Source organism: Sediminicoccus sp. KRV36, assembly GCF_023243115.1.
GTDB lineage: Bacteria > Pseudomonadota > Alphaproteobacteria > Acetobacterales > Acetobacteraceae > Roseococcus.
In genome coordinates, this window is sequence record NZ_CP085081.1 from 2,492,782 (window position 1) to 2,513,580 (window position 20,799).

The 20,799-nt window shown below is 67.2% G+C and carries 21 protein-coding genes; 12 read left to right on the forward strand and 9 right to left on the reverse strand.

What is annotated here, in order from left to right; translation table 11 throughout:
• Positions 1–3: 3 nt before the first annotated feature.
• Positions 4–738 carry an ABC transporter permease gene (locus LHU95_RS11630; RefSeq protein ID WP_248707122.1) on the reverse strand — a complete coding sequence of 245 codons (735 nt, stop codon included), beginning with the start codon at positions 736–738 and terminating at the stop codon, positions 4–6.
• Between the two features lie 188 nt (positions 739–926).
• Here LHU95_RS11630 and LHU95_RS11635 point away from each other — a divergent pair, with 188 nt between their 5' ends.
• Together LHU95_RS11635 and LHU95_RS11640 are read left to right on the forward strand one after the other, a co-directional pair.
• The gene (locus LHU95_RS11635) at positions 927–1,604 is read left to right on the forward strand and encodes an isochorismatase family cysteine hydrolase (protein ID WP_248707123.1); all 678 of its coding nucleotides are present in this window, start codon (positions 927–929) and stop codon (positions 1,602–1,604) included.
• A 425-nt stretch (positions 1,605–2,029) separates the two neighbouring features.
• A complete protein-coding gene (locus LHU95_RS11640; protein ID WP_248707124.1) occupies positions 2,030–2,599 on the forward strand; it encodes a hypothetical protein in 570 nt (189 codons plus the stop codon).
• A gap of 4 nt (positions 2,600–2,603) precedes the next feature.
• Here LHU95_RS11640 and LHU95_RS11645 read toward each other — a convergent pair whose 3' ends face one another.
• The gene (locus LHU95_RS11645; protein WP_248707125.1) at positions 2,604–3,482 is read right to left on the reverse strand and encodes a hypothetical protein; all 879 of its coding nucleotides are present in this window, start codon (positions 3,480–3,482) and stop codon (positions 2,604–2,606) included.
• A 117-nt stretch (positions 3,483–3,599) separates the two neighbouring features.
• On the opposite strand from LHU95_RS11645, the gene LHU95_RS11650 reads away from it, so the two are divergent.
• The 3 genes from LHU95_RS11650 to LHU95_RS11660 all read left to right on the forward strand — a co-directional run bounded on the left by LHU95_RS11650 (position 3,600) and on the right by LHU95_RS11660 (position 5,965).
• Positions 3,600–4,301: an amino acid racemase gene (locus LHU95_RS11650; protein ID WP_248707126.1), complete on the forward strand. Its 702-nt coding sequence runs from the start codon at positions 3,600–3,602 to the stop codon at positions 4,299–4,301.
• 31 nt (positions 4,302–4,332) lie between these two features.
• The gene (locus LHU95_RS11655; protein ID WP_248707127.1) at positions 4,333–4,704 is read left to right on the forward strand and encodes a cupin domain-containing protein; all 372 of its coding nucleotides are present in this window, start codon (positions 4,333–4,335) and stop codon (positions 4,702–4,704) included.
• Between the two features lie 64 nt (positions 4,705–4,768).
• A complete protein-coding gene (locus LHU95_RS11660; RefSeq protein WP_248707128.1) occupies positions 4,769–5,965 on the forward strand; it encodes a patatin-like phospholipase family protein in 1,197 nt (398 codons plus the stop codon).
• A 21-nt stretch (positions 5,966–5,986) separates the two neighbouring features.
• Here the strand turns inward: LHU95_RS11660 and LHU95_RS11665 are convergent, their stop codons facing one another.
• Together LHU95_RS11665 and LHU95_RS11670 are read right to left on the reverse strand one after the other, a co-directional pair.
• On the reverse strand, positions 5,987–6,991 hold the full coding sequence (locus LHU95_RS11665) for a membrane dipeptidase (RefSeq protein WP_248707129.1): 1,005 nt from the start codon (positions 6,989–6,991) through the stop codon (positions 5,987–5,989).
• Positions 6,988–8,010, reverse strand: coding sequence for a histone deacetylase family protein (locus tag LHU95_RS11670; protein ID WP_248707130.1), 1,023 nt, complete (start codon positions 8,008–8,010; stop codon positions 6,988–6,990). The genes LHU95_RS11665 and LHU95_RS11670 overlap by 4 nt, the downstream gene beginning before the upstream one ends.
• 66 nt (positions 8,011–8,076) lie before the next feature.
• On the opposite strand from LHU95_RS11670, the gene LHU95_RS11675 reads away from it, so the two are divergent.
• Genes LHU95_RS11675 through LHU95_RS11690 form a run of 4 tightly spaced genes read left to right on the forward strand, consistent with a single transcriptional unit; the run spans position 8,077 to position 13,482 of the window.
• Positions 8,077–9,408, forward strand: coding sequence for an ArgE/DapE family deacylase (locus LHU95_RS11675; protein ID WP_248707131.1), 1,332 nt, complete (start codon positions 8,077–8,079; stop codon positions 9,406–9,408).
• Positions 9,405–10,679 carry a Zn-dependent hydrolase gene (locus LHU95_RS11680; protein ID WP_349292616.1) on the forward strand — a complete coding sequence of 425 codons (1,275 nt, stop codon included), beginning with the start codon at positions 9,405–9,407 and terminating at the stop codon, positions 10,677–10,679. Before LHU95_RS11675 ends, LHU95_RS11680 begins: the two co-directional genes overlap by 4 nt.
• Positions 10,676–11,923 carry a Zn-dependent hydrolase gene (locus tag LHU95_RS11685; RefSeq protein ID WP_248707132.1) on the forward strand — a complete coding sequence of 416 codons (1,248 nt, stop codon included), beginning with the start codon at positions 10,676–10,678 and terminating at the stop codon, positions 11,921–11,923. The genes LHU95_RS11680 and LHU95_RS11685 overlap by 4 nt, the downstream gene beginning before the upstream one ends.
• A complete protein-coding gene (locus tag LHU95_RS11690; protein ID WP_248707133.1) occupies positions 11,923–13,482 on the forward strand; it encodes a M81 family metallopeptidase in 1,560 nt (519 codons plus the stop codon). Before LHU95_RS11685 ends, LHU95_RS11690 begins: the two co-directional genes overlap by 1 nt.
• 118 nt (positions 13,483–13,600) lie before the next feature.
• Here LHU95_RS11690 and LHU95_RS11695 read toward each other — a convergent pair whose 3' ends face one another.
• The 5 genes from LHU95_RS11695 to flgF all read right to left on the reverse strand — a co-directional run bounded on the left by LHU95_RS11695 (position 13,601) and on the right by flgF (position 18,629).
• On the reverse strand, positions 13,601–15,226 hold the full coding sequence (locus LHU95_RS11695) for a GMC family oxidoreductase N-terminal domain-containing protein (protein ID WP_248707134.1): 1,626 nt from the start codon (positions 15,224–15,226) through the stop codon (positions 13,601–13,603).
• Positions 15,227–15,264: 38 nt separating this feature from the next.
• Positions 15,265–16,002 carry a flagellar basal body L-ring protein FlgH gene (gene flgH / locus LHU95_RS11700; protein WP_248707135.1) on the reverse strand — a complete coding sequence of 246 codons (738 nt, stop codon included), beginning with the start codon at positions 16,000–16,002 and terminating at the stop codon, positions 15,265–15,267.
• Positions 15,999–16,952 carry a flagellar basal body P-ring formation chaperone FlgA gene (gene flgA, locus LHU95_RS11705; RefSeq protein WP_248707136.1) on the reverse strand — a complete coding sequence of 318 codons (954 nt, stop codon included), beginning with the start codon at positions 16,950–16,952 and terminating at the stop codon, positions 15,999–16,001. Before flgA ends, flgH begins: the two co-directional genes overlap by 4 nt.
• Positions 16,952–17,737, reverse strand: coding sequence for a flagellar basal-body rod protein FlgG (gene flgG, locus LHU95_RS11710; protein WP_248707137.1), 786 nt, complete (start codon positions 17,735–17,737; stop codon positions 16,952–16,954). Before flgG ends, flgA begins: the two co-directional genes overlap by 1 nt.
• A 148-nt stretch (positions 17,738–17,885) precedes the next feature.
• Positions 17,886–18,629, reverse strand: coding sequence for a flagellar basal-body rod protein FlgF (gene flgF / locus LHU95_RS11715; protein WP_248707138.1), 744 nt, complete (start codon positions 18,627–18,629; stop codon positions 17,886–17,888).
• Between the two features lie 200 nt (positions 18,630–18,829).
• Between flgF and LHU95_RS11720 the strand changes: the two genes are divergently transcribed.
• The 3 genes from LHU95_RS11720 to LHU95_RS11730 are packed head-to-tail and all read left to right on the forward strand — an operon-like array spanning position 18,830 to position 20,798.
• Positions 18,830–19,330: a flagellar basal body-associated FliL family protein gene (locus LHU95_RS11720; protein WP_248707139.1), complete on the forward strand. Its 501-nt coding sequence runs from the start codon at positions 18,830–18,832 to the stop codon at positions 19,328–19,330.
• A 20-nt stretch (positions 19,331–19,350) separates the two neighbouring features.
• Entirely contained in the window at positions 19,351–20,391 is a 1,041-nt protein-coding gene (fliM, locus tag LHU95_RS11725; protein ID WP_349292617.1) for a flagellar motor switch protein FliM, read from the forward strand.
• Positions 20,388–20,798 carry a DUF6468 domain-containing protein gene (locus LHU95_RS11730; RefSeq protein WP_248707141.1) on the forward strand — a complete coding sequence of 137 codons (411 nt, stop codon included), beginning with the start codon at positions 20,388–20,390 and terminating at the stop codon, positions 20,796–20,798. The genes fliM and LHU95_RS11730 overlap by 4 nt, the downstream gene beginning before the upstream one ends.
• Position 20,799 lies beyond the last annotated feature (1 nt).

Here is a 20,799-nt window from a genome sequence, read left to right on the forward strand (position 1 = left end):
GGTTCAGGATCGCCCGGCCCAATGGACCAGGCGGGTTTCAAGGGTGAGGAAGACCAGGTTCAGCCCGTAGCCGAGCACGCCGGAGACGAGGATGGTTCCGTAGAGCTGCGGCATGTCGAAGGTGATCTGGCTGTCAATGATGCGCTTGCCCAGGCCGTCATCGCCACCGATGAACATCTCCGCCACGACGATGACAACGAGGGCGAGGGAGACGGCGGTGCGCAGCCCCACGAAGGTCTGCGGCAGGCATTCATAGAACAGCACATCGCGGAAGATGCGCAGGCGGGAGGCGCCCATGACGCGGGCGGCCAGGATGCGCGTCTGCCGCGCATTCATCACGCCATAGGCGACGTTGAACAGGATGACGAGCCAGGCGGCGAAGGCCGCGATGGCGATCTTCGCGAAATCGCCGAGGCCGAACAGGATCATGAAAAGCGGGAACATGGCGGTGGCCGGAGTGGATCGGAAAAAATCCACCAGGAATTCGATGGAGCGATAGATCTTCGCATTGGCGCCGACGACAATGCCCAGGGGCACGCCAAACAGGGCCGCAATGCCGAAGGATTGCAGCGTGCGCCACAGCGTCCGCAGGAAGTCATCGGCCATGCCGCCGCCCAGCATGTTGGTCCAGACGGATTGCAGCGTCCGCACGGGTGAAGGCAGCAGCCGCGGCGTGACCCAGGCCTGCGCATTCACCACATACCAGATGGCGAACAGCGCGAGCGGACCCACCGCCATCAACATCCATCGCCGCCATGCCGCGTTCAATTGCAGACCCATCCTTCATTGCCCAGGCTATCGGCAAGCTTGCGCCTGGAAACGGCCGGCGCAGCCTTCTGGCTCCTGGGTTTGCAAGAGCGATGCCACCGGGCATGGCGCTTGCTTGCATGATGGCAGAGCCAACTCGTGCATCGCAGGAGCAACCCATGCCGACCATCCCCGCCGATCCATACGCCTGGCCCTTCGATGGGGCGCTGACGCCCGCCAATACCGCGCTGATCGTGATCGACATGCAGACGGATTTTTGCGGCAAGGGCGGTTATGTGGACGTGATGGGCTACGACCTCTCACTCACCCGCGCGCCCATCGCGCCGATCCAGCGCGTGCTCGGCGCCATGCGCGCCAAGGGCTATTGGGTGATGCACACGCGTGAGGGGCACCGCCCGGATCTGGCCGACCTGCCGGCCAATAAGCGCTGGCGCTCGCAGCGGATCGGTGCCGGCATCGGCGATCCCGGCCCTTGCGGACGCATCCTGGTGCGGGGCGAGCCGGGCTGGGAGATCATCAACGAATTGGCGCCGCTGCCGGGGGAGACGATCATCGACAAGCCCGGCAAAGGCTCCTTCTGCGCGACGGACCTCGAACTCATCCTGCGCCAGCGCGGCATCCGCAACCTGGTGCTGACCGGCATCACCACCGATGTCTGCGTGCACACCACCATGCGTGAGGCGAATGACCGCGGCTTTGAATGCCTGATCCTGGAGGATTGCTGCGGCGCGACGGATCACGGCAACCACCTGGCCGCGATCCAGATGGTGAAGATGCAAGGCGGCGTCTTTGGCACGGTGGCCCATTCCGAGGCGCTGGTGGCCGCGCTGCCCTGACGGGCGGCCTGCGTGGTGGACTTGCCTCATGCGGACGCGGGGCAGGTGTGGCGGAGGGAATTCCTAGGGCGGAGTTGGTAAGCCTTGCTTATCTTCGCCCAGTTCCAAGGCGAAGTTGTGCCTCAGAAGATTGAGAAAAGTCCCTGTTACAAATAGATTTATCAAATTAAGTCGGAAACAAACATTCCCAAGCATGAAAGAAAAAGTCATAATTCGGAGAAAAAGCCTAATTCCGCTTGCGCGATAGGGGTGGAATAGCATTATTCCCTCATAGGTTGTGTTTTTTCCCAGGAGACTATCGAATGGTTGCATCCCCAAGGGGCGCGCGCGCGGAAGGCCTGGATCACCAAGTCCGGCAGAGCCTCGGGAATTGGCCGCAAAGACCGCCTGGCCTTGAGCCCTCCTTCAAGCAGCCCGGAACCTGGTTGCGGGCCAGGCCCGATCTGGAGCGCAAGGTCACGCAGCCCTATCTGAAATTTCCGGGTGCCGACCGGCTGAAAACCCTGCCGGATGGCCTCTATCTGCATTTCAGCGGCCGCGCCGAGGAGCCATATGTGGATATCCTCTGCATCGAGGCCTGCAGCACCTATCAGAACCTGCTGGACAAACGCTCCCGCTTCGCCCCCAGCACCGGTTCGCTCCTGGCCGTTTGCCCGGTGGAGTGGTTGATGCAGCCCGGCATGCCCGGCAACAATATTCCGCGCTGGCGGCTGATCCGCATGCTCAAGCGTGAACCGCGCGAGCCGCTGGTCCTGCCGGTGCGCGATGCGCGCGTCCTCTTTGCTTTGAAGCCGACCCATTTCCGCGGCTTCATGGCGACCCAGACGGCCCATGCGCATGAATTTTTCTGCCCGGTGGATGCGCTGACCGACGGGAATGCCGCAAAGAACCCGGCCCTGCGCGCCTTGCTCGCCCGCGCTTCCGCCGCGGCCAATTTCATGGAGCTTCCGGAGGGGCCAGGCTCAGGCCGCCGCTCGGCGCAGGCCCGCGGATGACAGGCTATTCGGGCGGCATCGCGAAGGGCCAGGCTTCGTGTGCTGGCATATAGTTGCGGTTGTTGATGCCCGCGTTGCGGTTGATCAGCGGCCGGGCATACAGCGGATGCGTCATGCTGCGGACCTCATGCTCGATGCGGAACAGCGCTGAGCCGGTGTCAGGGTCCATCAGGTCCAGGAAGCGGTACTGCCAAGGGTTGCTCTCCTCGCTGATCAGCCCGGCCGCGGCCAGGCGTCCATGCGGGCCGCCGAAATCGGCCAGGGTGATCTGGATGTGATGCCCGTCATATTCCGGCTGGGGCGCATCGGTTTCGCGAAACACCAGGTGCTGGCGACTGGCCACCAGCGCGCGCGCCACGCCATCGGCCGCTTCGGCCGGGGCTTGCAGATAGTGGCGATAGAAGCGCGCGATGCCCGGGGTGCTTCCGCGTGGCACATCGAATTCCACATAGGGCATGCCGAGCGTGATCCGGCCAAAGCGCTGGGCGTCGGGGGCATGCACCCGGATACGGTTGCCCCAGGGGCAGACCGTCTCCACCGCATCCGCCGTCTCGTGAAACGCGAAGCGCGTGCCTGCCAGCGCCTTGCGCTGCGCTGAAAGTCGCGCCAGCAGGGCCTCGCGGTCGGGCAGGATGAGTGCGGTGGTGCCGCGCAGGATTTGCGGCGCCCCACTCGGCAGATGGAACTGGCTGATGCCCACATTGGCCCACATATTGTCGGTGCCCGTCATCAGATACGGATCACGCGTGAGGCCGAGACCGCTGATGTAGAAATTCGTGGCGGCGATCTGATCCGGCACGCGGATATTCACATGCTGCAACTCGACCACATGGCCGAGGGATTCCGCCAGGCGGTCATACGGGTTGGGGATGGTCTGCGGCATCTCTCGCCTCCTGGCCTTGGCCTGAGCTTTGCGCGCGCGGGATCACTGCACAAGCGCCACCCTCGACAGCCGCCGCGACGCGGCCGACAAAGCCCGTGGCAATCAGGGATGGACGTGATGCGGATGCTGGGTGTCCTGGGGGGGATGGGGCCGCTGGCCTCGGCGGAATTCATGCGTGCGCTCACGCTGGAAACCCCGGCGCGGCTGGACCAGGATCATATCCCCACCGTGCTCTGGTCCGATCCGCGGGTGCCCGACCGCACGCTGGCCCGCAACCATGGCGGCCCCGATCCGCTGCCCGCCTTGCTGCGCGGCATTCGCGGGCTGGAGGCGGCAGGCTGCGGGGCGATCGCCATTCCCTGCAACACGGCGCATGGCTGGTTTGACGCCATGCAGGCCGCGACCAGCCTGCCCATCCTGCATATCGTGGATGCGGCGAGCGCTGATCTCGCGCGGCAGGGCGTCACGACGGGACGCATCGGCCTGATGGGCACGACGGCCACCCTCGCCATGCGGCTGTACCAGGAGCGGATGGGCATCGAATGCCTGACCCCAAGTGCGGCGATGATGGAGAGCCATGTCATGCCGGCGGTTGGCCTGGTGAAGGCCAATCGCGTGGCCGAAGCCTATGCCCCGCTCGCCGAAGTCGCGCGCTCGCTGCATGCTGAGGGGGCTGCCGCCGTGGTGTTGGGCTGCACCGAAATCCCGCTCGGCATCGCTGCCGGGCCAGCTTTGGAATTTCCGGTGGTGGATACGGTGGCGGCGCTGGCGCGTGCCGCCATCGCCTGGGCGCTTGCCGAGCGTGGGCGCGATGGTTAACCCTGCCATGCACCCCAAGGAGGATCGCCGCGTGAGCCAAGCCGAGCATTTCCACAACCTCGCCGATGTGACCCAGGGCATCGCCCGTGAGCTGGCGCCCGGCGTCACCACGCGCATTTTCCCGGGCGAGCAGGCCATGCTCTCGGTGGTCACCATCGCGCCGAATGGCGAGGGCACGCTGCACAGCCACCCCGAGGAGCAGTGGGGCGTGCTGCTGCAGGGCAGCGCCGTGCGCATCCAGGGCGGCGAGGAAATTCACGTGACCAAGGGCGATTTCTGGCGTACGCCGGGCGGCATCGAGCACACCATGCGCGCCGGACCCGAGGGGTGCCAGGTGCTGGATATCTTCTCTCCCCCGCGTGAGGCCTATCGCGTGGCCGGCAAGGGCTTCGGCGCGGCCTGACCGCGGCTTCCCATCCCACGGATGCCGGCCGCGGATCGGCGCATCTTCTCTCAGGACCAAGATCATGGCGCCAAAACTTCTCCGTCGTTCCGCACTGGCCATGGGGCTGGCCAGCGTTTCCGCCTGTTCCCTGCCGGTGCGAGGGCCCGCTGTGCCGCGCGGGCAAACCGGCCGGGCCACGGTGCTCGGCATTCCGAATGAACGCTTCTTTCCAGCACTCGGCACCGGGCCGATCACGGAGGAATTCCACAGCGCGGTTGCCCGGCGGCATCGCTTCATGAATGTGCGGGCCGGGCAGATGTTGCCCGAGCTCAATCTGCTGGCGGTCTCGGGCGGGGGCGATGACGGCGCTTTCGGCGCGGGGCTGCTCAATGGCTGGTCGGCCGCCGGCACGCGCCCTGAATTCATGCTGGTCACCGGGGTCAGCACCGGCGGGCTGATCGCCCCCTTCGCCTTCATCGGCCCCGAATATGATGCAGGCCTGCGCCGCGTCTACACGGAGAGCACGCTGGCCGACATCGCCATCCAGCGCAGCCTGCTGAACGCCGTCTTCAATGATGGCCTGGCCGATACCTCGCCCCTGTTCCGCACCATCTCGCGCGAGTTGGATGAGCGCATGATCGCGCGGATCGGGCAGGGCTATCGTGAGGGCCGCCTGCTGCTGATCGGCACGACGGATCTGGATGCGCAATTGCCGGTGATCTGGAATGTCGGCGCCATCGCGGCCAGCGGGCATCCCGGTGCGGGCGCGCTGATCCACCGCATCATGCTGGCCTCGGCCTCCATTCCCGGCGCTTTCGCGCCGGTGCTGTTCGACGTGACGGTGGATGGGGTGCCGCATCAGGAGCTGCATGTGGATGGGGGCGCCATCAACCAGGCCTTCCTCTATCCCGTTGCCGTCACGCAGGCGCGGCGGGAACGTCTCGCGCGCCGGCTGCCGGTGCAGCCGATCCGCGCCTATGTGATCCGCAATGCGCGGCTGGATGCGAATTGGGCGGCCACGGACCGGCGGACGATGAGCATCGCCTCCCGTGCGGTGGAGACGATGATCGCTTCCAGCGGCTTCAATGACGTGATGCGCATCTGGCTGAACGCGCAGCGCGATGATGTGGAGTATCGGCTGGCCTATATCGGCTCGGATTTCACGGTGCCCTACACGACGGCATTCAACCCGGACTACATGCGCCCGCTGTTTGAATATGCCTTCAACCGTGCCCGCAGCGGCTATGACTGGGCGCCCAACCCGCCCCTCATCGAGTGACGCTTCGGGGTGGCGGTGGGCTTAACGCCCAGCCCCGCGCAGAACCTGCCGCCACACCCTGAGGAAATTCCCCGACCACAACATCCCGATCTCGCGCGCGCCATAGCCGCGGCGCGCGAGTTCGGCCGTGATGTTCTGCGTCTCGGCCGCATTCGCCCAGCCGACCACGTTGCCGCCGCCATCGAAATCCGAAGAAATCCCGACATGATCGAGGCCGATGCGGCGGATCGCGTGCTCCACGTGATCCACCAGATCGGCCACGCTGGCCTGCGTCACGCCATTGGCGCCGGGCGCCTTCAGGAAGGAAGCGACGGCGGTGATCTGCGCAACACCGCCATTGGCCCGGATGGCGTCCAGCTGTTCGTCATCCAGGTTGCGCGGGTGGGTGCAGAGCGCGGCACAGGCCGTATGCGTCACGGCGATGGGCAGGCGCGAGAGGGAGGCCGCCTGCATCATTCCGGCTTTGGAGACATGCGAGCAATCGAGCATCAGCCCCACGCGGTTCATCTCGTGAATGGCGGCGCGGCCGAGTGCCGAAAGCCCGCCATGCTCGCTCTCGCTGTCATTCAGGTTCTTGCGCGGGCGCGCGCTGTCGGAGAGCGCGTTATGTCCATCATGGGTCAGCGTCAGATAGATAGCCCCGAGCGAACGCCACTGCGCGATACGGCCGAGATCATGGCCCATGGCATAGCCATTCTCCACCGCCGAAAGCACGGCGGGGATGCCGGCGTTGAAGCTGGCCTCGACCTCATCGGGTGTCGTGCAGAAGCGCGCCGCCTCGCCATCCGCACGGGCGCGGATGTGGCGCAGCATGGCTTCCGCCCGCGCGGCCGCGGCGGCATGGCCGGCGTGATCACGCACCCCCTGGCCGACATAGGCGATGAAGACGGCCGCACTCATGCCGCCTTGCCGCATCTTGGGCAGGTCCACGCATTGCGCGGTTTCGCTCAGCCAATCCGGCGTTTCGGGCCAGCGGATATCAATATGCGTGTCCATGACGAGGGGCAGGTTGGCGAGGGGATTCATGCAGCGTCTCCGAAACCGGTCAGGAAGCGTTGCAGCAGGCTCCCAAGAATTTCCACATTGTAGCCACCCTCCTGGCAGATCGCCGTCGGCAGGCGAAGCGCGCCGATGGCCGCACCCGCGCGAGCAAAGCCATCGGCGGTGACCTTCAGCGCGGCCAGCGGCTCGAACTCGCTGGCATCAAAGCCGAGCGGGACGACCAGCGCCTCGGGCCGAAAGGCCCGGATGGCCGCGATGGCGTCATCGAGGGCCGCGAGCCAGGCGGCATCCCCCGTGCCGAAGGGCTGCGGCAGATTGAGATTGGCGGTCCCGGTCTCCTCCGCGAAGCCCACATACCAGGGGTAGTAGCGCGACGGGTCGGCATGGAGCGAGATGGTCAGCACATCGGCGCGGTCCCAGAAGATCCCCTGCGTGCCATTGCCGTGATGGCTGTCGATATCCAGCACCGCGACGCGCGCGGCACCGGCATCCCGCAACCGTTGTGCGGCGAGCGCGCTATTGTTGATGTAGCAATGCCCACCCGCCCGGCCGGCATAGGCGTGATGGCCTGGCGGGCGGCACAGCGCGTAGGCGCGGCCGCCGGCGGCCGCGACATCGGCCGCGGCCAGCGCGCAGCCGGCCGCGCCGATCGCCGCCGTCCAGGTGCCGGGACCGATGGGGCAGGCCGTATCCGCCGTATAAGCGCCGGCACGGGAAATCACATGGCCCGGCGCGCGGCTGGATTGGGCCAGCATTTCGGGCGTGGGGTGGATATTGGCGACGATCTCGGGGCCGGCCTCGGGCAGGGCGGCCCATTCCGTGGCGGCGTGCTCCAGGAAGTGCAGATATTCGGGCGTATGCAGCCGCAGCAGCGCGGCCTGCGGGGCAGGGGGCGTGAGTTCGGGCGTGATGCCCAGCCCAGAGAGCCCCTCGCGCAGAGAAACAGCCCGCGCCGGCACTTCGTAATTGGCGCGGACACGGCCGCGTGTGAGGAAGAATTCCGGCGCGTGCAGCGCCTCATCCGGGTGGTGGAAGGCCTTCATGGGCGTGATTGAAGCCTGCCCACGGGGCCTCGACAACCTCGCGCGCGCCCGCCCATGCTGCGCCGCATGACACAACTCGATCCCGGCGCGCGACGCGCCATCCTGGAAGCCGCCGATTCGCTGCGGGAGGAGACGCTGGATTGGCTCTTCCGCCTGGTCCGTTGCCCTTCCACCCTGGGCAATGAGGCCTCCGCCCTGAATGAGATGGAGCGGCTTTACCGCCATCTCGGCCTCACGCCGCGGCGCATTGCGACCGACCCCGCCAAGCTTGCGGATCATCCCGGATTCTCACCGTCGCTGATGGATTATGCCGGGCGGGACAATGTGGCGGCGATGCATCGGCCGAAGGTGGCGAAGGGCCGCAGCCTGGTGCTGCAAGGCCATGTGGATGTGGTGCCCGAGGGGGCGGCCGACATGTGGGAAACACCACCCTATGCGCCCAGCATCCGCAATGGTCGCGTCTATGGGCGCGGCGCGGGCGACATGAAGGCGGGCATCGTCAGCTATGCCATGGCCTTTGCCGCACTCAAGCGCGCCGGCCTGCAACCGGCCGCCGAGGTGCAGATGCAGGCGGTGATCGAGGAGGAGTGCACCGGCAATGGCGCGCTCGCCACCATGCTGGCGCTGCCCAAGGCCGATGGCGTCATCATCCCCGAGCCGGGACCAGGGTTGGATGCGCTCTACACGGCCGAGGTCGGCGTCGTCTGGGCCTGGGTGACGGTGAGTGGTCGGCCCGCCCATGTGCGGGACATGCAGGCCGGCATCAACGCGATCGAGGCTGCCAACATCATCGCCGGCGCCTTCAAGGATTACGAGGCGGAGCGGAATCGGGGCGAGCATATCCACGCCGCCTTCCACGGCGTGAACCATCCGGTGAATGTGAATCTCGGCACGATTTCAGGCGGCGAGTGGAATTCCTCGGTCGCCACGCGCTGCCGCATCGGGCTGCGCGTCGGCGTGATGCTGGGCTATTCGGCCCGGCAGACCAAGGCGGATATCGAGGCGCTGGTGGCCAAGGCCGCCACGCATGAGCGGCTGCGCGGGGCCCAGGTCAAGCTGGAATTCAAGGGCTTCATGGCCGATGCCTGCGTCTTTCCCAAGGACACGGCGATCAGCGCGCTGGCCCAGCGCAGCTACACCGAAGCGACCGGCGGCACGTTGCGCGACTATCCGGCGACCGGCCTGACCGATGGGCGGCACTTCGTGCTCTACCAGGGCACGCCCTGCGCCGTCTTCGGCCCGGATGCGCAGGACATTCACGGCATTGACGAGAGCGTGGGCATTGAGAGCATCCATGGCATCACGCGCAGCATCGCGCTGGCCATGGCGGAATGGTGTGGGGTGGAGCCGACGTCCGATCGCGGAGCGACGCCGCCGCAGGCAAGGAGCGAAGCGTGAATCGGCCGTCCAGCAATATGCATAATTTGCCGCTTTCCGGCGCCCGCCTCTGGGACAGCCTCATGGAAATGGCCAGGATCGGCGGCACGGTGAAGGGCGGCTGCAACCGCCAGACGCTGACCGATGTGGATGCCGAGGGCCGCGCGCTGTTTCAGCGCTGGGCCGAAGCCGCGGGCCTGACGATGAGTGTGGATCGCCTGGGCAACATGATCTTCCGGCGAGAGGGGCGGAACCCCACCCTGCCGCCGGTCGCCATCGGCAGCCACCTCGATACCCAACCCACCGGCGGCAAGTATGACGGCGTTCTCGGCGTGCTGGCGGGGTTGGAGATCATGCGCGCGCTGCATGAGGCCGGCGCCGAGACGGAAGCGCCGCTGCTGCTGATCAACTGGACCAATGAGGAAGGCTCGCGCTTCTCGCCGCCCATGATGGGCAGCGGCGGCGCGATGGGCATCTTCACCGAGGCGGAAATCCTGGGGAAAACCGCCTTCGATGGCGCCGTCTTCGGCGAGGAATTGCGCCGCATCGGCTGGCAGGGCGCGGCCGATCCTACGGAACTCCAGAAGGTTGGCCACTACCTGGAACTCCATATCGAGCAGGGCAAGATCCTGGAGGATGGCGGCCATGATGTCGGCATCGTCACCCATGCGCTGGGCCAGACCTGGTTCGAGGTGGTGGTGGAGGGCGAGGAAGCGCATGGCGGCTCGCCCATGGCAGGGCGGCGCGATGCGCTGATGGCGGCCGCCCCCCTGATCGCGGCGGTGGAGGAAATCGCACTGAATACCCTGGCGCCGAATGGCGAGAAGGGGCGCGGCACGGTGGGCGTGGTGGATATCTACCCCGCCAGCCGCAACATCGCGCCCAGCCGAGTTTTCTTCACCATTGATACCCGTCACGGCGACCCCGAGGCGCTGGAGCGGATGGAGGCACAATTCCGCGCCCGCGCGGAGGAGATTGCGCTGGCGCGCGGCGTGACCATCACCGTCACCCGCTTCTGGCATTCGCCGCTGACACCCTTCGACGCCACGCTGGTCCAACGCGCACGAGACAGCGCGACAGCGCGCGGCCTGAAATGGCGCGACATCCCGACCGGCATCGGGCATGACGCCGTCTATATGGCGCGGCGCGTGCCGACGGTGATGGTCTTCTGCCCCTGCCATGGCGGCCTCAGCCACAATGAGGCCGAAAGCATCACGCCCGAATGGGCGACGGCCGGCATGCTGGTGCTGGCCGATGCGGCGCTGGCCACGGCCGGCCTGGTGCGCCCGTGAACCTGCCGCTCTCCACCGACCGGCTATGGGATCGGCTGATGGCGATGGCGGCCATCGGCCCCATTCCCGGCGGCGGCAACAACCGCCCGGCGCTCTCGGCGCTGGATGGGCAGGCGCGGCATTTGCTGGCGAAATGGGGTGCCGAAATCGGCCTGACGCTCAGCGTGGATCGCCTCGGCAACATGGCGCTGCGGCGGGAGGGACGCGACCCCACGCGCAAGCCGGTGCTGGTCGGCAGCCATCTCGACACCCAGCCCACGGGGGGCAAGTTCGACGGCCCCTATGGCGTGCTGGCCGGCCTTGAGATCCTGCATGCGCTGCACGAAAGCGGCACCGTCACCGAAGCGCCCATCATCCTGGTGAACTGGACCAGCGAGGAAGGCTGCCGCTTCAGCCCCTCCATGATTGGCGCGGCCGGCGCCATGGGCGTGCTGAGCGAGGCCGAGGTGCTGGCCCGCCCCGCGCTGGATGATGGCCAGCCCTATGGCGATGCACTCGCCGCCACCGGCTGGAACGGCGCGGCCGAGCCTCATCTGCTGCAGAACGCCGCCGCTTATTTCGAGGCGCATATCGAGCAAGGCCCGGTGCTGGAAAATGAGGGCTGCGACCTCGGCATCGTCACCGGCGGCTATGCCACGGAACGCGCCCTCGTCACTGTCACTGGCGAGACCAGCCATGCCGGCACCACGCCGATGGAGATGCGGCGCGACGCCGTGCTGGCCGCGGCCGAGATGATCTCGGCCGGAGAGGCGATTTTGTACCGCATCGCCCCCGAGGCGCGAATGACGGTCTGTCGCTTCCTGGTGGACCCCGGCGCCGATGGCGTGGTGCCGGGCCAGGTGCGCTTCGCCTTCGAATACCGCCACCCCTCCAACCAGGTTCTGGCGCAGCTCCTGGCCGAGGCCGATGCGGCCATGGCCGCCATCGCCGCGCGCCGCAAGCTCAACGTGAAGCGCGAGCCTTATTGGAGCTTCGCCGCCGTGCATTTCGACGCGGGCCTGGCGGATCGCCTGCGCGATGCCGCAACACGCCACGGCTTCCGCCATCGGGACATCCTCTCGGGCGCCGGCCATGACGCCTATCACGCGGCGGCGTGCATGCCCGCCGTCATGCTTTTCATCCCCTGCCATGGCGGGATCAGCCACCACCCGAGTGAGTCCATCTCCCGCGAATGGGCGGAGAAGGGCTTGCGCGTGCTGGCTGATGCCGTCATCGCCACTGCCAATTCCAAGGATTCGAATTGATGCGCATCGCCGTTGCCGGCTTCCTGCACGAAAGCCACTCCTTCGCCCCACACCCCACCGAATGGGCCAACTTCCTGACACCTGGCGGGTTGCCTGCGCTGCAACGCCCCGGCGCCATGATGGCTGGCCTGAAGGGCACCTCCACCTGCGCCGGCGGCGGCATCGAGGAGGCCGTGCGGCATGGCGCCAGCATCGCCCCCCTGGGATGGTGCTTCGCCAACCCCGCCGGCCCCGTGACGCGCGAGGCCTTTGAGCGCATCAGCGCCATGATCGTGGATGCGCTCTCCGTCGCGCTCGAGGAAGCTCCGCTGGATGGCATCTTCCTCGACCTGCACGGCGCCATGGTGAGCGACGACTACCCCGATGCCGAGGGCGAACTCATGCGCCGCGTCCGCGCCGCCGCCGGCGCCATCCCCGTGGCCGTGACGCTCGATCCGCACGCGAATATGACACGCCAGATGGCGGAGTTGGCCGATGTGATCGTGCCCTATCGCACCTATCCGCATGTGGACATGCTGGCGGTGGGGCAACGCGCCATGGCCCTGCTGATCCAGCGCATCCAGCGCGGCGCGCCCTGGGCGATGGCGTTCCGCGAGCTGGATTTCCTTATCCCCATCACCAGCCAATGCACCATGGTGGAGCCCATGGCCGGCGTCATGGCGGAGCGCCTGGCGCTGGCGGCCAGCGTGGTGGAACTCGCCTATTGCTTCGGCTTCCCCTACGCGGATTTCCCCGGCTGCGGCCAGGCCATCGCCGCCTATGCCGAGACGCCGGATGCAGCCTCCGCCGCCGCCGAGGCACTGTCCAAGGCGATCGGCGCGCGGGAAGCGAGCTTCGCCGGCGCGGTGCAGCCCGCCGATGCCGCGGTGAGTGAGGCCATCCGCATCGCGGCCGCCAGCAGCAAGCCTGTGGTGATCGCGGATACGCAGGACAATCCCGGCGGCGGCGGCCATGGCGACACGACCGGCCTGCTCGCCGAACTCATCGCGCAGAATGCCCAGGGGGCGGTGCTGGCGCCGATGAATGACGCCGAAAGTGCGGCCGCCTGCCATGCGGCAGGTGAGGGCGCGACCATCACGCTGGCCCTGGGTGGCAAGAGCGATGCGGCGCCACTGACCGTAACCGGCATCGTGGAAAAGCTTGGCGATGGCCGCTTCACGCTGACCGGCCCCATGGGCAAGGGCAATCCGGCCGATCTCGGGCCCTCGGCGCTGTTGCGGATCGGCGGTGTTCGCGTGGTCATCGTCAGCCGGAAGATGCAGGCGCATGACCAGTCCATCTTCCAGATGCTGGGCGTGGAGCCAGCGGCTCAAAAGATCCTGGCGGTGAAATCCAGCGTGCATTTCCGCGCGCATTTCCAACCCATCGCCGAGGCGGTGCTGGTGGCGGCGGCCCCTGGGCCTGTGGTGGCCGATCCGGCGACGCTGCCCTTCACCGCGCTGCGCGAGGATATGCGGCTGCGGCCGGGCGATAACCGGCGCTTTGGGTGGCAGAAGTATCGGCAGCCCAAGAAGCCGCCGCAATCGGTGCTGGAGATTCCGGAAAAGGAAGAAGAGTAGCCAGGGGCTCTGCCCCTGGACCCCGGCAAGAACCTCAGGTTCTTGCATCTCCGACGAACAGGGGTGCAGGGGACGTGTCCCCTGCTGGGGGAGCGCGAGGGGGCAATGCCCCCTCGCTTCAAGCCGCCGAAGCCATCTCCCGCCCGCGGATGAAGTCACTCGCCTTCTCCGCGATCATCAACGTCGTCGCATAGGTATTGGCGCTCACCATCGCCGGCATGATCGAGGCATCCACCACCCGCAGCCCCGTCATGCCGTGCACCAGAAGCCTGTCATCCACCACGGCGGTCGGGTCCTCGCGCGGACCCATGCGGGCCGTGCCGATCAGGTGGTAGGTCGTGCTGCCATTCTTGAAAGCGAAGTCCAGCAGTTCGTCATCCGTCTGCACATCCGGGCCGGGCAGGGTTTCGCGGTCCACGAAGGCCGCCAATTCGGGCGTGGACAGCATCCGCCGCAAGAGCCGCATGCCGCCGATATGCACGCGTCGGTCATTCTCATCCGAGAGATAATTGGGCTGGATTTCCGGGTCCTCGAACACGTCCGTGCTGCGCGCCCGCACCCAGCCCTTGCTCTCGGGACGGTGCTGCCAGGCGCCGGCCGTCATGCCTGGATAGTCATCCAGCACATAGACCATGCCCTCCTTGTAGGACCCGGGCGTGAAGACGCATTGCAGATCAGGCTGGTCCAGCCCCTCGAAGCTTTTCCAGAAGACATGCGCGTGGCTCGGCGCGGTGGCCAGGATATTGGGCTGGCCGGTGCCCCAGCGGAGCAATTGCTTGCCGAGATTCAGGCCCTTGGACAGCTCGTTCAGCGTCTGCGTGCCGGGCTTGGCGCGCATGACGAAGCGGCTTGCGTAGTGGTCCCGGAAATTCTCGCCCACACCGGGCAGTTCGTGGCGCACCTCCACGCCAAGGTCCTGCAGCAGCCCCGCCGGCCCGATGCCGGACACCTGCATCAGCCGCGCCGTATTGGCCGTACCGCCCGAGAGGATCACCTCACGCCGCGCCCGCACCTCGGTCGGCGTGCCCCCACGCTCCGAGAGGTAGCGCACCCCCACGGCCCGCTTGCCATCCAGCAGGATGGCGCAGGCGCGCGCATTGGTGCGTAGCGAGAGGTTGGGCCGGTTCAGCGCCTCATGCAGGAAGGCGCGATAGGCGCTGACGCGCCGGCCGTTCAGGATGGCGCGCTGGAAATAGCCGACACCCGCCTGGTCGCCGCTGTTGTAGTCGGGGTTGCGCGGAATCCCGAGGCCGACGCAACCGGCGATGAACGCCTCCGTCACCGGGTGGATCCAGTCCATATCGGTGACCGGGATGCCCTGCGCCCGGCCCCGCCGCTCCGGATCGCCCGCGCCGATGCGCCGCTCGGTGCGCATGAAATAGGGCAGGCAATCGGCGTAGCCCCAGCCGCGATTGCCGCGCTGCGCCCAATGATCCAGGTCATTCGGCTGGCCGCGATTATAGATCATGCCATTGACCGAGGAGGAGCCACCCAGCGTGCGCCCCTGGATGGTCGGGATGCGCCGCCCACCGGTGCGCTCGGTGGGCTCGGTGCTGAACTGCCAGGTGACGCCCGGGTCCTTCAGCGTCTTGATGAAGCCGGCCGGGATATGGATGAAGGGGTTGCGGTCCTTGGGGCCGGCCTCCAGCACGCAGACGCTGGTCTGCGCATCCTCGCTCAGCCGGGCGGCCAGCAGGGAGCCCGCGGCACCGCAGCCGACGATCACATAGTCGAATTCATCCATGGCAGTTTCTCCCCGCGTCCGCCGCAGCCTAGCGCGGATCAGAAGGGCGACAAGACATCGAGCAATTGCTGCCCCAGCCTCGGCTGCTGGATATCCGACAGCGAACCCCGCCCGCCATAGGAAATCCGCGCTTCGGCCAGGCGATCATGGCGCACCGTATTGTCACTCGCGATGTCCTGCGGCCGCACGATGCCCTGGACCGAAAGCTCGCGCAGCTCGTTATTCACCCGCACTTCCTGCCGCGCCATCACGACCATGTTCCCATTCGGCAGCGATTGCGTGACCGTCGCGGCGAGGCGGAGGTTGATCTGCTCATTGCGCCGGACATTGCCATTGCCATCCGTCGTGCCCGTGCTGTTGGTGTTGAGCAGGGCGGCAGGGTCGGCGCCCGGCGGATAAAGCCGACGCGGCGCGCGCTCCTGGCCGAACAGATTGGGTGCGGCCATGGTTTCCGTGCCGTTGCGCGAACGCTGGGTGCGGTTCTGCAACTGCGCATCGTCATCAATGGTGACCAGGACGGTGATCAGATCGCCCACCTGGGCCGCGCGCTGATCCCGCAGGAAGGTCCGGCTGCCCGGCCGCCACAGGGAATTGGCCAGCGGCGGGGCCTCATGCGGCGCCGGCATGGGCATCGAGACGGGGCGATAGCGCGGGTCTTGCGTCGGGTCCGAGACGGGCGAGAAATCCGGCGCGCGGCCGATGCGCGAAAGGCGCTCAGCCTGGCCGCAGGCGGCCAGTGCCAGCGGCAGCAGCAGCAGGGCGGCGCGCGCGCTCATCGGGCGGCCATCGGGATGGTGCCCATGGCCACGCGAACGCGGCCGGGGCCGATGGCCACCCCCTCGACGATGTTGCGGCTGGAGAGGTTCATCACCGGCACATTGCCGCCGCGCGCCGCCGATTCCAGAGCACGGCCCTGAACGGAGAGCGAGATGCCGGGAGAATCCAGCTGCAAGGTCACCAGCGCATTCTTCTGGACGATGGAAGGCGGCCCGAGATCCACCAGCGCGAAGCCCTGCTCGATGGCCATCGGCCGGCGCAATTCCTGCCCGATCACCTGGCTGATCTGCTGTGCCTGGCCTGGACGCACACGCTCAGCCCTGAGGCGCGTGAGGCGGGCGTCATTCGGGCCGACCACCTCGCCAAGTGCCAGGCGGCGTGTGGCCACCACCACCGGCACGGTCGGAATGGCGCGGCCGGCGATACGCAGGCGCTGCGTTCCGGCGCCATCGGCCAGCACCACCAGGGTCGCCTGAAAGCGCGCGCCGGGCTGCTCGACCGAGACACCCTCAATGGCGATCTGGAACCAGGCGCTGGCCGGAATCATGGGCGGGATCAGGCCGGGGAGTTCGATCTCCATCTCGGCCTCGATGCCGTGGCGGGTGAGCTCCTCGCGCAGCAGCGCTTCGATCTCGGCGCGCGGGACGGGCCGTCCGGGGCGCTCGATCACGATGCGATCCGTGCCGGTCAAAGGCCTCCAGTTCACGCCATTCTGGCGCGCGATGTTGATCAGGTTCTGCGTCTCCAGAATCATCCGGCGGCCGGGCAGGGGGCTGGCCGCGATCACCGTCTCGGCGCGCGGCCCCGCATGGTCGAAGAGGTCCGAAAGGCGCAGCACGTCGCCTTCCAGCAGCGCATGCGGGCGCAGGATGGCGGCGGGAGCGGATTGCGCAGGGGCCGCGGCCGGCATAGAGAGCGCCGCCAGCGCCAGGAAACTGCGGCGGCGCATCAACGCAGCCTCGTCAGCGTGCTGAGCATTTCGTCGCTTGCCGAGATCACCCGACTGTTCATCTCATAGGCGCGCTGGGCCGTGATCAGCGAGGTGATTTCCTGCACGGTATTCACGTTGCTGGTCTCGACAAAGCCCTGCATGACCGTGCCATGGCCGGGCTGCCCCGGGGCCGCTGCCTGCGGCTGGCCGGAGCCGGGGGTGGCGAGGAAGAGGTTGTCGCCAATCGCTTCCAGGCCGCCCTCATTGGCGAAGATCGCGGTTTGGATCTGCCCCACATTTTGTGGCGCCACCTGGGCATCGAGCCGGGCCATGACCTCGCCGCTGGCATTGATGGTCACATCGCGCGCGGCGGCCGGAATGGTGATGCCGGGCTGCACGACAAAGCCTTCGGCCGTGACCAGCACGCCTTCGGGGCTGAGGGCGAAGGTGCCATCGCGGGTATAGGCAATCTCGCCCGAGGGCATCTGGATCTGGAAATACCCATTGCCGCGGATCGCGAGATCAAAGCGATTTTCCGTCTGCTGCAGATTGCCCTGCTCCGAGATGCGGTAGATGGCGGCCGTGCGCACGCCAAGACCCACCTGCGCGCCGGAGGGCAGCAGACTGCCAGTATCGCTGCTCTGGCTGCCGACGCGCCGCAGGTTCTGGTAGATCAGATCCTGGAATTCGGCGCGGCGGCGCTTGTATCCCGTGGTTGCCATATTCGCGAGGTTGTTTGAAATCACCTCCACGTTGGTTTGCTGGGCCAGCATGCCCGTGGCGGCGATTGCGAGTGAGCGCATGGTCAGAAACCCCTTCCGATAAGCCGCCACAAGACGGATGCCACGGCGGCGATGGCGAGTGAGCGCATGGTCAGAAACCCCTTCCGATGAGCCGCCACAAGACGGATGCCACGGCGGCAATGGCGCGTGAGCGCATGTTGAACCTCCCTTAGCTGCGGCGACGGAGCAGGCGTTCGACGGCGCTTTGCTGCCGCTCTCCCTCACGCTCCAGGAATTGTGTGGCGAACTGGAACTCGCGCAGCTCGGACATCATGCGCGTCATCTCCAGCACGGATTGGACGTTGCTGCCCTCGACCGCGCCCTGGACCACCTGCGGGCGGGCCACCTCCTCGGGCGCCTGGCCGCCGGCACTGATATGGCGGTCACCCTCCGCGAGCAGCGCCTGTTCATCCGCGAAGCGGACGATGCGCAACCGGCCCAGCACGCCATTCTCGGAGCGGATGGTGCCATCGCCCCGGATTTCGATGCGCGTATCATTCGCGGACAGGGCGATCGGGCGTGAATCCGTGTTCAGCACCGGGGCGCCCGTCTGGTCGAGCAATTGGCCATCGGCACCGAGTGCGAAGCGCCCCGCACGGGTATAGCGCTCGCCCCGTGGCGTCTCGACGACGAAGAAGCCAGGGCCCGAAATCGCGACATCCAGGGGATTGCCGGTCTGGTTGATGGCGCCGGGCTGTGTCTCCCGCCAGCTGGCGCGGTCCCAGGTGTAGCCGACATTGGCACTGCCGAGCGGGCCATGGACGCGGCCCTGGCGTTCCACATGCTCGGCAAAGATCGGCCGGCTGGCGCGATAGCCGGGCGTATCCGCATTGGCGAGGTTGTTGGCCGTCAACTGGCTCGCGCGCATCTGCGCGGAGAGACGGGAGAGAACGATATAACCTGGGCTGTCCATGGCGCACTCCATCAGGAACCTGGGATGTGCTGCGCAAGGGGCGTGCCAGCGCCATGGCGGCGCATGCGGAGCAATCCGGCACGGATTGCCGGCTTCTGGCGGCAATCCTTGCCCATGGCGGGCAGCATCGCGCCGCAAGGCTTCGTTAACCTCGATGCGCCACAACCCGAGTCTGCAACGACCAGAAGGGTGTTGGCGCCATGGCGGCGGCGAAGGGCGAAGAGCTGAAGGGGGAGGCGGAGGCCAAGCCCAAGCGGTTGAAGAAGAAATTGATCTTGCTGGCATTGCCGCTGGTTCTGGGCGGCGCGGGGGCAGGGCTCTGGTTCAGCGGCATGCTGTCCCCCAGCCCGCCAGCGACGGCCCCGGAAGCCGCGGCCGAGCCCGCACCGGTCAATCGCCAGCCGGTCTTTGTCAGCATGCCCGACATCACCGCCAATCTGAACGCGCCGGGGCGGCGTGCCTTCATCCGCGTGCGCAGCCAAGTCGAGGTGGCCGGCCCGCAGGATGCGGCAGCCTTGCAGGCGGCTATGCCGCGCCTCGTGGATCTCTTCACGACCTATCTGCGGGAAATCCGGCCGGAGGAGTTGCGCGGCAGCGCCGGCACGCATCGCCTGCGGGAGGAATTGATCGCCCGCGCCAATATCGCCGCCGCCCCGGCCCGCGTGACCGATGTGCTCTTCACCGAGATCCTCGTCCAATGAGCGGCAGCGAGGAAGACGACATGGCGGCCGCCTGGGGCGCGGCCCTGGCCGAGGAAGATGGCCCGCCCGCGGCCGACATACCCCCCGACTCCACGCGTGTCCTGAACCAGGCCGAGATTGACAGCCTGCTCGGCTTCGAAGGCGGGGAGGGGGATGATGCCGGCAAGACCGGGATGGAGCGGATGATCCTCTCCGGCCTCGTATCCTATGAGCGCCTGCCGATGCTCGAAATCATCTTTGATCGGCTTGTCCGCATCCTCTCGACCAGCTTGCGCAACTTCACCTCGGACAATGTCGAAGTCTCGATTGACAGTGTGGCGAGCCAGCGTTTCGGCGATTATCTCAATTCGGTTCCGCTGCCCGCGATGCTGGCCGTCTTCAAGGTGGCGGATTGGGATAATTTCGGGCTGATCGTCGTGGATTCCTCGATGATCTATTCCGTCGTGGATGTGTTGCTGGGGGGGCGGCGCGGCACGGCGGCCATGCGCATCGAAGGCCGGCCCTACACCACCATCGAACGCACGCTGGTCGAGCGGCTGATCGGCGTGGTCCTGCGCGATCTCGGCGAGGCCTTCGCCCCCATCACCAATGTCGAATTCCAGTTCGAGCGGCTTGAGGTGAATCCGCGCTTCGCGACCATCTCGCGCCTGGGCAATGGCTGCGTCCTCACCCGGCTGCGGATTGACATGGAGGATCGCGGCGGGCGGCTCGAATTGCTGCTGCCCTACGCCACGCTGGAGCCGGTGCGGGAGCTGCTGCTCCAGCAATTCATGGGCGAGAAATTCGGCCGCGACAGCATCTGGGAAACCCACCTGGCCGAGCAGCTGCGCCACACCGACATCGCGCTGGATGTGGTGCTGGATGAGCAGGTGATGCCGCTCTCCAGCGTCATCGCGCTGAAGCCTGGCGATCGCATCATGCTGAATGCCATCCCTGGCGCCCCGGTGCGGCTGCAATGCGGCACGGTGCCGCTCTTCATCGGCGAATTCGGCCGTCGCGAGAACCGGCCGGCGGTGCGGATTTCAGAGAGCCTGGGACCGGTGGGAGAACTTCTGGCATGAACGCATGGGAATGGGCGGCCCAGATGGCCGTCATCGGACTGCTGGCGGCCACGCTGCCCATGGCCTGGCGGCTGGATCGCATGCTGCGCGCCGTCCGCGCGGATCGTGCCGCGCTGGAACAGGGTGCCGATGGCCTGGGGGAAGCATCCCGCCATGCGGAAGCGGCCCTGATGCGCCTGCGCGCCACCACCGAGCTGGCTGGCCGGCAAGTGGCGGAACGCGTCGCCGGTGCCGAGGCGATCCGCGAGGATCTGCGCTACCTGGTCGAGCGTGCCGAGAGCCTGGCGGATCGTCTGGAAGCCGCCGTGCAGCAGGCGCGCCCCCTGGCGGGAGCGACCACGCCCCCCTCCCAGGCGGTGCGCAGCGAGGCCGAGCGCGAATTGATCCGCGCCCTGGGCATGAAGTGAG